At 54.4% G+C, this 10,056-nt stretch carries 10 protein-coding genes; all 10 read left to right on the top strand.

What is annotated here, in order from left to right; translation table 11 throughout:
• Positions 1-2,174 (top strand): AAA family ATPase (locus VVR85_RS11070; protein WP_368520927.1); only part of this gene is annotated, 2,174 nt, incomplete at its 5' end.
• Between the two features lie 146 nt (positions 2,175-2,320).
• Positions 2,321-2,587, top strand: coding sequence for a ribbon-helix-helix domain-containing protein (locus VVR85_RS11065; RefSeq protein ID WP_368526402.1), 267 nt, complete (start codon positions 2,321-2,323; stop codon positions 2,585-2,587).
• 129 nt (positions 2,588-2,716) lie between these two features.
• Positions 2,717-3,307: a ParA family protein gene (locus VVR85_RS11060; protein ID WP_172694245.1), complete on the top strand. Its 591-nt coding sequence runs from the start codon at positions 2,717-2,719 to the stop codon at positions 3,305-3,307.
• Positions 3,304-3,570 carry a hypothetical protein gene (locus VVR85_RS11055; protein ID WP_070455424.1) on the top strand — a complete coding sequence of 89 codons (267 nt, stop codon included), beginning with the start codon at positions 3,304-3,306 and terminating at the stop codon, positions 3,568-3,570. The genes VVR85_RS11060 and VVR85_RS11055 overlap by 4 nt, the downstream gene beginning before the upstream one ends.
• Positions 3,571-4,313: 743 nt before the next feature.
• A complete protein-coding gene (locus VVR85_RS11050) occupies positions 4,314-5,852 on the top strand; it encodes a replication initiation protein (protein ID WP_368520925.1) in 1,539 nt (512 codons plus the stop codon).
• A 106-nt stretch (positions 5,853-5,958) separates the two neighbouring features.
• Complete coding sequence (locus VVR85_RS11045) at positions 5,959-6,948, top strand: type IIL restriction-modification enzyme MmeI (RefSeq protein WP_368520924.1); 990 nt, start codon at positions 5,959-5,961, stop codon at positions 6,946-6,948.
• A gap of 372 nt (positions 6,949-7,320) precedes the next feature.
• Positions 7,321-7,716, top strand: coding sequence for a DUF6355 family natural product biosynthesis protein (locus VVR85_RS11040; protein WP_368520923.1), 396 nt, complete (start codon positions 7,321-7,323; stop codon positions 7,714-7,716).
• Positions 7,717-7,719: 3 nt separating this feature from the next.
• Entirely contained in the window at positions 7,720-8,040 is a 321-nt protein-coding gene (locus VVR85_RS11035; RefSeq protein ID WP_368520922.1) for a DUF6355 family natural product biosynthesis protein, read from the top strand.
• Between the two features lie 54 nt (positions 8,041-8,094).
• On the top strand, positions 8,095-8,523 hold the full coding sequence (locus tag VVR85_RS11030; RefSeq protein WP_368520921.1) for a DUF805 domain-containing protein: 429 nt from the start codon (positions 8,095-8,097) through the stop codon (positions 8,521-8,523).
• 356 nt (positions 8,524-8,879) lie between these two features.
• Positions 8,880-10,056 (top strand): MobF family relaxase (mobF, locus tag VVR85_RS11025; protein ID WP_368520920.1); only part of this gene is annotated, 1,177 nt, incomplete at its 3' end.

Below are 10,056 nucleotides of genomic sequence, written 5' to 3'. Positions count from 1 at the left end.
CGGAGAAGTCCCGCGAGCTGGATAATACCCAGCGTGAAGGCTCGCAGAAATACACCACTGTCGAGGTGGTCGACGAGGTTGAACGTGGCGTTGATATGGCTACCGCGCGCGTGGAGCGCGGGGTTACCGCCGAGTCAATCCAACCGGTCGAGGGTGAGCTTTCGCCTGCGCAGGCTGGTGCTATGCGCGCGGTTGTCGGCTCTAACTATCTGGCGTCTGTGGTGGTCGCACCGGCTGGTGCCGGTAAGACTTCTTCGCTCAAGGCCGCGCATAAGGCATGGAATCAGGCTGGTAAACACGTCGTAGGCCTAGCTCCTACGGGTAAGGCTGCTGACGTGATGGTGGGTGAGAATGTGGCCGATGAATCCATGACGATTGCGCGCGCTTTTGTCGGCACCGACGATCTGACACCGGAGCATACAGCGGCGAAGCTGGGCTGGAACCGGGACACCGTTGTGGTTGTTGATGAAGCTGGCATGGTATCTAACCTCGATACGATCCGTGTGCTGGAGACTGCCACTGCTGCCGGCGCGCGCGTGGTCTTTGTGGGAGACCCAGAACAATACTCGGCGGTGAAAGCTCGTTCTGGTCTGCTGGCTACCTTGTCTCATGAATTGCCTGATGCCGTGGAGCTACGCGAGGTGTTCCGCCAGCGTGATGCGGGTGAGCGTGAAGCATCGAAGTGGCTGCGCGGTGGAGAGGAAGCAGACGTTTCTCGTGCCGCCGAGTGGTACATGCAGAACAAGCGCCTGCACGCAGGATCGGTTACGGCAATGATGGACGATGCGTTGGCCGGGTGGCGCGACGATACTGCCGCAGGAAAGCAGTCCTTGCTGGTTGCAGCAACCCGCGACCAGGTCACCGCGCTGAATGCTGCGGCGCAGAAGATTCGCGCAGAGCGCGGCGAGATTAACCCCGAGCACCGCCTAGGTCTGTCCGATGGACTGACAGCCGGTGTCGGTGATGTCATCCTGACTCGTCGCAACGATTCAAAGCTGGTGACCAGCAACGGCGATGTTGTCCGCAATGGTCAACGCTGGGTCGTTGATTCCATCGGAAAAGACGGTTCCATTACGGCCCGACGGTGTGATGATGATTTAGCCACTGTGACACTAAACCGCGACTACCTCGATAAACACACCCAACTGGGCTATGCCGCTACTGGTCATAGTTCCCAAGGCGCGACCGTCGACGTCGCCCGTGTGGTGGCAGGGGTTGGCAACCTGGACAAGGCCAGTGTCTATGTGCCGATGACTCGTGGGCGTGAGGGCAACTTCCTCTATATCGCCGAGACCCAGCCAGGAGACACCGAGACCGGCCACGGCCAGGTGAATCAGGTCGCACGGCGTGAGTCTGCCGAATACGCCCGCGACCTGCTGGTGTCCGCAGGAATGCGCGAGCAAGGAGATAAAACACCCCAGGCGCTGTTTGGGCAAGCCAAGCAGGACTGGGAGCTGACCAAACTCGTCAACCAGCCTTCCCAAACGGACACCGACAACCCGTTTGTCGGCACCGAAACGGGTAAGTACATGAGCAGCTTTGCCGCTAAACGCGAAGCACGCTTTGCTGACTTCCATGCCCGCGCCCAGGCCAACAACGCCGACGAGGTGCCAGAACCGGAATCAGGCAACGAGCACAGCGCTACACCGTCCAATGACGCCGTGGAGCGTATCGATGCCGAGATAGAACGGGTAAACAATCAGCTTGAGACGCTGCGCGGTGAGTACGACCAGGCTAACCAGCAGGTTGAACAGCTCGGACAGCAGTATTCCAAGCAAGATTCTGTAGTGCGCGAGTTCGAGGACACGAAGAACTCGAGGGGATTTTTCGGCAGGCTACGCCACGGCAATAACGACCAGGCCCTCCTAGACGAAGCAATCAACGTGCGCGACAAGGTAGCTGCATCCTATGACCAGGCCGTGGACTATCGCGACAGCTTTACTGATCCGATTCGCCAGCTTGAGACCGAGCTAGACGAACTGCGCTCCCAACGCAGCGACGAGCAGGCGCTACAGAACTCCCTGGACGTCCTCGACTCACTCGGTATTAGTACCACCGCAGATGATGAGATGCTCGCCCGGTTTCACCAGCAAGCCGCCACAGATAGCGACTACGACAACGACCAAGACAACTGGTTGGATAACGCCTCAGAGAGCGAGGGGCCAGAGCTTTAACGAAAAATCTCCGTCCCCTCGTCGATGCCGAACCTATGGTAAACAATGTTTACAAAAGCAAATAACGCTCACGAGAAAAAAGAGTAGGACTGCCAAAGACAATACGTAAACAATGTTTACGACAGGCAGAGGAAGGACTTACGTCAATGGTTCAAGGATCCCACCCCTCCGGGCGCGTGGTATCTGTACGAATGCCCGAAGAGATCATCGAGCGCCTAGACACACTGTGTACTCGCACCGGACGCAGTCGCGGCTTTTACCTCAAGATGGCAGTAACAGCCATGCTGCCCCAATTGGAGGAATACCACTGGGAACACGTTGCTGCGGACTTCGAAGAAAAGAGCATTGAAAACGAGTTTTACCGCATTATGCTTGCTGGACTTTCTGCCGAGTCTGACGGTAAAGAAAACTAAAAGTGCTATTTTCCTGCGCTTTTACCTTTACAGGCACCTGTAAAAATGTATTACTGTAAACCTGTAAAGCAGTATTTACTTAAACCTGTAAAGTGGTAGGGGCAATGATTTATCCACCTAGGAGAAGCCATGATCATTACCGCCATTAACGCCAAAGGTGGCGTTGGCAAGACCACCACAACGATGTTTCTTGCCACGGTTTTCGCCAACCGAGGAAAGACCGTGACCGTAACCGACCTAGACCGGCAGGGCTCGGCACTGGAATGGTCTGAACGCGCAGAGGATGGAGGAAGCCCCTTGCCGTTTGAGGTTGAGCTGTCCATCCCCAAGCGCGTCGATAGGCAAGCAGCGCTCGTCGGAGACGATGAGTTCATGTTCATCGATGTCCCGCCAGGAGACGAGAACGCTATCGAAGCAGCAATCGCAGTCAGCGACTTCATCATTCTTCCGACCCGTTCTGCTGCTGCCGACCTCTCCCGAGTATGGGAGCTGCGCGACGCAGTCAACGGAACACCTCATGCAGTCTTACTGACGTTCGCCAGGAAAGGCACCAGCGCCCTTGACGCGGCACGAGAAGCGCTCGAAGCAGAACACATGCCGCACTTTAAAACCGAAATCCCGCTACGCGAAGATATGCACCTAGCGTTCGGATACTGCCCAGGCCCAGACATGCACGGATACGACCACGTCGCCGACGAACTCATGGAGATGATGAAATGAGCACCAGTAAAGAACGCGCCAGGGCGCAGCAAGGCCCGCGAACCTCAACGAAAAAAGCCGCGAAGCTAACTCCAGCAGCCGAGAAGAAAACAGTGCGAAGCGCATTCCACCAACCCACAGGCCGCGACTACGTCAAGAAGATGACGATTGAAATCGACCGCGACCTTCACGCAGAACTTAAAGTCATCGCCGCCCAAAAAGGCGTGACCATCCGCGAGATTGTTAGCACCTACCTCGAAGAATACGTCCATAACAATAAATAAAGGTTTACAGGCATACAGCAATACAGGTTTACAGGGCCTGTATTACTGTATTGCTGTATCCCTGTTGCTCTGGATAATTCGCCACCGTATGGGTAAATCTGCGCACGCGTGATGGTAAATCAGCGCAGTCTGAACTGGGGTTTTCTTCCGTATCGGTAAATCTGCGCACGCTATTTTTTCATGAGGGTAGATCAGCGCAAGGAAAATGGGGTTGTGTGGTAAATATGCGCAGTCTGACCTGTTGAAATGTCTGTTGTGTCAACTTCTGCGCACTCGTATCGGTAAATCTGCGCACGCTTTTTTGCGTGATGGTAAATATGCGCACGCCGAACTGGGAAAATGCGCCGTATCGGTAAATCTGCGCAGTCTGATTTGGGCAAAAAGAAAGCGCCCGCGTGGGGCGCTTGTCGTTTGGTGTGGTTAGTCGAGTTGGGGCTTTGGTGGGCGCTGCCGGATGGAGGTGGCGGTCTTGGTGACGGTTACTCCGTTAGTGTCAGCGGTGATGCCTCAGCGTGCAGGTTGTGAGCAGCAGTAAAACTGTACGCGCCGACGACTGAAGTCATCTGTGCATTCAAATTGTTAGTACGCACTGAGAAACGTCATGACGCGACAGTGCGAATTGCGCAATTCGCGCAGTTAGCGCAATTCGCGCAGAGTATCTGCTGCTAAAAGCTATTTTTTCGTGTGTCATGGATAGTAAGTAACACCGGTGTCATTTAGGCTCGGTGGGAGACAATACGAAAATGAAGAAAGCCACCGGGCGGCAACCCGATGACTTTCGCTTATCACCCAGCACATCTCTGGGAGAAAGCATGGCCATGAGTTTACAGGCTTACGCGCAGAATGCGCACACTAAAACACCGACCCGTGTCGAGCGCGACCGTGGTGGACTGGATAACACCCCAGCATCTGCCAGTGACCGCGACATTTTACGCGATCATCTAGGCCGCGATGTACTCCACGGTTCAGTCACACGCGACTTTAAAAAGGCCTATCGACGCAACGCTGACGGTACGAACTCGCCGCGTATGTATCGCTTCGAGACTGATGCTTTAGGACGGTGCGAGTACGCCATGCTCACCACCAAGCAGTATGCCGCCGTCCTGGTCGTTGACGTTGATCAAGTAGGTACCGCAGGCGGTGACCCCGCAGACTTAAACCCGTACGTCCGCGACGTGGTGCGCTCACTGATTACTCATAGCGTCGGGCCGGCCTGGGTGGGTATTAACCCAACTAACGGCAAAGCCCAGTTCATTTGGCTTATTGACCCTGTCTACGCTGACCGTAACGGTAAATCTGCGCAGATGAAGTTGCTGGCTGCGACTACGCGTGTGCTGGGTGAGCTTTTAGACCATGATCCGCACTTTGCCCATCGTTTTAGCCGAAACCCGTTCTACACAGGCAAGGCCCCTACCGCTTATCGTTGGTATAGGCAGCACAACCGGGTGATGCGTCTTGGAGACTTGATAAAGCAGGTAAGGGATATGGCAGGACACGACCAGTTCGCCCCAGCCCCGCGCCAGCAGTTTAGCTCTGGCCGAGAACTCATTAACGCGGTCAAGACCCGCCGCGAAGAAGCTCAAGCATTCAAAGCGCTTGCCCAGGACGTAGACGCAGAAATCGCCGGTGGACTCGACCAGTACGACCCGGAACTTATCGACGGCGTGCGCGTTCTCTGGATTTCCCAAGGAACCGCAGCACGCGACGAAACTGCCTTTAGGCATGCGCTTAAGACTGGCCACCGCTTGCGCCAGCAAGGCCAACGCCTGACAGACGCGGTGATCATCGACGCCTATGAGCACGCCTACAACGTCGCACACACCCACGGCGGCGCAGGCCGCGACAACGAGATGCCACCCATGCGCGACCGCCAGACCATGGCAAGGCGCGTGCGCGGCTACGTCACTCAATCCAAGAGCGATGCCTACAGCGGCTCTAACGCGCCAGGTAAAGCCACCAGCAGCGAACGCAAAGCACTAGCCACCATGGGACGCAGAGGCGGCAAGAAAGCAGCAGAACGCTGGAAAACAGACCCCGAGGGAAAATATGCGCAGGAACGCCGTGCGACTTTGTCCGCTGCGAATAATCGACGTACTGCCACAGGAAAGAGTAACGCATTCAGAATCGCAGCTTTCTTTGCTGATACCTTTGGCCAGACCGGTCAATACCCGTCTATTCCTGATGCTATGGAAGAGTTCGGTGTATCGAGACCGACGGTAAACCGGGCTTTAAGGATGGCAGGTATATCTCTCCCCAGAGGACGGACTAAGTTACCAAAATAAATGTGTCACGCCATAAGCAATATACGGTTCCCCTGCCGCTAGGCAGTTAGATAAAACCTCACTTGAAGAAAACCTTGAGGGGCAGGGCAGCTTATATGCTTTTAACATGACTTCCTCTGCTCTCCTAGACCGTGCAACCATTCGCCATAACCTCACCGAATTCAAGGTGCGCTGGCTTGCCCATATTGAGGAATGGAAAGCAGAAAACCGACCAGCCACTGAATCAAGCCATGACCAACAGTTCTGGGGCGACCTCCTCGACTGCTTCGGCATTAACGCCCGCGACATCTACCTGTACCAGCGCAGCGCTAAACGAGCATCGACCGGACGCACCGGCAAAATCGACTTATTCATGCCCGGCAAAGTCATCGGCGAAGCAAAATCCCTCGGGGTCAACCTCGACAATGCACACAACCAGGCGCTGGACTATTTGTTGGGCGGTACTATCCCGAACTCACAGCTGCCGCCCTACGTCATCTGCTCCAACTTCGAGACCCTGCGTATCACGCGCCTCAACCGCGACTACGTCGGCGATACCGCAGACTGGGACGTTACTTTTAGCCTTGCCGAGATTGACGAGCACGTCGAGCAACTCGCGTTTCTTGCCGACTACGAGACTTCCGAGTACCGCGAGGAAGAAAAGGCGTCCCTGGAAGCCTCCCGGTTAATGGTGGAGCTGTTCCGCGCCATGAACGGCGACGACGTAGACGAAGCCGTGGGCGATGAAGCCCCAACCAACCCGGAGGAAGAAGACGAGCGTGTCATGCGCACCTCTATTTACCTCACCCGTATTCTTTTCCTCCTATTCGGAGACGATGCCGGACTCTGGGACACCCCGCACCTCTTCGCTCAGTTCGTGCGCAACGAAACCACCCCAGAAACCCTCGGACCACAGCTCAACGAGCTATTCCGCATCCTCAACACCCCAGAAGATAAGCGCTCTAAGCGCCTGCCTGGAACCTTGGCGAAATTCCCCTACGTCACTGAAAGCGAAAGTCGCCCAGTACGCGTGTCTATCATGCGCGTGCTGGGCGACTTCTATCAGCCGGCGTACTGGTGCGCGTTAGCGGCGTGTGACGGTGGGCTTGCAAGGTAGTCCCCAGCCGGTGGTGTGGGCGGCGTTAAACGGCTCGGCCTGGTCGATGATTTGGCGTGCAATCTTGGCCGCTTCGCGCCCGAAAAGTTTGTTGAGCATGTTCCCTGTCATTAAGCAGTAGTGCAGATGGGAGGTAATGGGCTTGGCTCGCTTACGAATTGGCCATAGATGCCCAAACGACTGTGGGGACGTTAGTGGTTGGCGTATTTAGTGACCTGTAGGGCGTTTAGTTAATTGGGAATTAACATCGATAAAGCTTTGGATAACTTTTCCGTTATATCATTTACTTAACTAACCGATTGTGAGTAGCGTAGGTCGCACGGAGCGCTGGTTCTGCTCTGGTTCATTTGTTTGAAATTAAGGGAGCTTTTCATGTCAGGTTTGAGTAAAACTACTCCAATCGCAAGTTCGGGTATTAAAAGAATGCTCGTCGGCACAGGGGCACTATCTCTTGTTTTCGCTGGGATGGTGACGATTGGCGAAACTCCTGAAGCTTCGGCGACTACTTGCGGCTACCACACTGAGCACATTGACCGAGAACACAATTGGGGGGATGTGACTATTCCTGTAGTGGATGTAACTGTTCCTTTTCCTGGTGGCAGAGTTGAAACAGCATTCTGGGGAAATTGCAGTGGTGGAAACGAAAAGATCAAGGTTAATGCAGAAAGTGGAGATTACGAAGTTTGTGTTAACCCAGGAGATTCCCAACTTGGCACGACTCGAGAAGGGAAGAAAATTTCCGGCGCTTCAAAGATTGGAGCGTGCTAAATAATGGGAAAAATTACTCGTAAAACACTTTCGACAGTTATTGCTGGATGTACAGCACTAGGCTTGTTGACGGTCAGCCCTATCGCTTCAGCTTCAGTATGCGGTTTCGTGGGAAAAGCTACGGGGAGCCCTATCGCCGGCAAAGGCGACGATGGAAAATACGAAGAGGCCGTTTACACTAACTGCAAAAACCATCCAGTAAAGATTAAAGTTAAGTATTTTTACGCATCCGAGGATAGGTGTGTAGGGCCTGGCGAAACCCGGCTAACCGTAAACCCGAACTTAGGAGCCTTGGTTGGGGCAGACGAGATCGGTAGTTGTTAAGGGATAGGAAATCTCCTTCCCTAAAGTATTCTTTTATCGGAAGGAGATTTTATTATGGATAAGCAGTCTTCCTACCAGGCCCTGCATGGGGCGTCTCCGCAGCAGGCCGTGTCACGGTTTTTCTTGAGATATTTTGCTTTTAAAGGGTCAGCCTCTAGAAGTGAATACTGGTGGATTTTTTTCTTCTTGACTATTGGTTCATTCTTCGTCAGCATGCTCGATAATCATTTAGGTGATTTTCATGGAGTATCGCTAGAAGAAGTGATAGCAGCAATCGTGTTTCTGCCTTTTCTTGCGTTGCTATCGAGACGGCTGCAAGATGCGGGATTCTCCGGAATTCTAGTTGTATTATTTTTTATCCCCATAGTGGGAACTATCCCTTTAATGATCATGACCCTTCTTCCCTCAAGTGATGACAAACGTCATCTCTTTTTCCAGCAGAAGGTGTCGCCTTCAAGCCAAAAGGAAGCACGATCGGCTTAAAGGAAAGTCTGGCAATCGTAAGCATTCAAGTGTGTGGTTACGGAAGTCTTTAAGGATAAGGGAGAGACTGGCCTGATTTTTGGTCAGTTCCTTCAACCTGTCGGGGGGGCGACACTAGTCGTTGTGCGTGGTGTTAGTTCATGGTTCTCGCGTTGCCGCGAAAGTTGCTTACGCGACTTCCTTGCCCATGTAGCTGTCACGCCCTGGCACAACCAACTCCACTGAAAGATTCGCCGGTTTTCTGCATTGACCTCGTCTGAATGGCGCTTAATCGCCATATTCTATGGTACATTTGCAACAAGTTGCCTAATGGGGTGTCCAGGTGGTCGCCGTGGTGATTGACAGGAGGTGTCGGAGTGCTGACTATCGCGAAGATGGGTGCGCACTCTGTGGCCTATTATCAGTCCACGGTTGATGAGAATCGGGGGACGGATTCGTACTATTCCGAGGACGGAAAGCAGCCAGCTTCGGTGTGGCTTCGGGGCGAAAACATGGCTGAAGTTTCGGCATTTTTGGGCGCTGAAGATGGTGCGATCGTGTCGGGGAAAACGGTTGAGGATTGGTTCAATAAGGCGGTCGCTCCGAGCGGTGCGGGGCTTGGAAATGCTCCGCGAAAGGATAGTGTTCCAGGCTTCGATCTGACGTTTTGCGCGCCGAAATCTGTCTCCTTGTTGTGGGGTATGGGCGCAGATTCTGCCGTGCGTGGCATCGTCGATGAAGCCCACCAGGCGGCAGTATCCCAGGCGCTGGATTACTTGTCGGAGCATGCCAGCTACACGCGAAAGCAAGTAAAAGAGCCGACGGGAAAGCGTCTTATTGTCGAAAAGTTGGCGGGTATTTCGGGCGTGAAATACGAGCACCGCACTTCACGTGCGGGCGACCCGCATGTGCATTCACACGTGTTGTTGGCGAATAAACAGCTATGCCGCGACGGTAAAGTGCGCACGCTCGATGGGGTGAGTTTGTACCATGAGGCGCGCGCGGCAGGCATGGTGTATCAAGCCACGGTGCGTGAAATCTTGAGCCAGAAACTCGGTGTGGAGTTCGGCGACGTGGTCAATGGATGCGCTGAAATTGTCGGTCTTGATGACCCAGAATTGATTGCGTCGTACTCGACCAGGGCGCGTGAAATCGACCAGTGGCAGGCCGAGAACGGGCTTGAAACCCGTGCGGCCTATGAGCGTATCGCGCAGAAAATCACCCGGCGTACCAAGGACACCGAGACCCCACTAGACGAGCTAGAAACCGAGTGGGCGCGTGCTGAACACGGCGCGCAGGTGCGTGAGTTTGTGGCCGGACTTGTGCCAAACAATGAAGCGCCAGCGCGCGCGGTGGGTGAGGATTGTTTGCCGAAACCAGTCCAGATTTTAAGCGCGGTTGTTGCAGAACGCTCCACGTTTACCCGCGCTGATGTTGCCGAAAAAGCAGCAGAACTTATCCGCCCAGGCGCAGTTTCCCCGGAGGATATGACGGTCACGGTTGAGGGGCTGGTTGATGCTGCGTTGGCTGCGCACGGTACATGGTCGGTGACCC

Source organism: Corynebacterium sp. LK2590, from assembly GCF_040946105.1.
Lineage (GTDB): Bacteria > Actinomycetota > Actinomycetes > Mycobacteriales > Mycobacteriaceae > Corynebacterium.
Note: the sequence above shows the minus strand (reverse complement) of the source record. Positions and strands in the feature narration are given on the sequence as shown.

Bases quoted from the DNA above. Each gene is read 5' to 3' on its own strand.
- VVR85_RS11055 (WP_070455424.1), top strand. From the start codon at position 3,304: ATGAGCACCAGTAAAGAACGCGCCAGGGCGCAGCAAGGCCCGCGAACC.
- VVR85_RS11030 (WP_368520921.1), top strand. From the start codon at position 8,095: ATGGATAAGCAGTCTTCCTACCAGGCCCTGCATGGGGCGTCTCCGCAG.
- VVR85_RS11045 (WP_368520924.1), top strand. From the start codon at position 5,959: ATGACTTCCTCTGCTCTCCTAGACCGTGCAACCATTCGCCATAACCTC.
- VVR85_RS11040 (WP_368520923.1), top strand. From the start codon at position 7,321: ATGTCAGGTTTGAGTAAAACTACTCCAATCGCAAGTTCGGGTATTAAA.
- VVR85_RS11035 (WP_368520922.1), top strand. From the start codon at position 7,720: ATGGGAAAAATTACTCGTAAAACACTTTCGACAGTTATTGCTGGATGT.
- VVR85_RS11050 (WP_368520925.1), top strand. From the start codon at position 4,314: ATGAAGAAAGCCACCGGGCGGCAACCCGATGACTTTCGCTTATCACCC.
- VVR85_RS11065 (WP_368526402.1), top strand. From the start codon at position 2,321: ATGGTTCAAGGATCCCACCCCTCCGGGCGCGTGGTATCTGTACGAATG.
- VVR85_RS11060 (WP_172694245.1), top strand. From the start codon at position 2,717: ATGATCATTACCGCCATTAACGCCAAAGGTGGCGTTGGCAAGACCACC.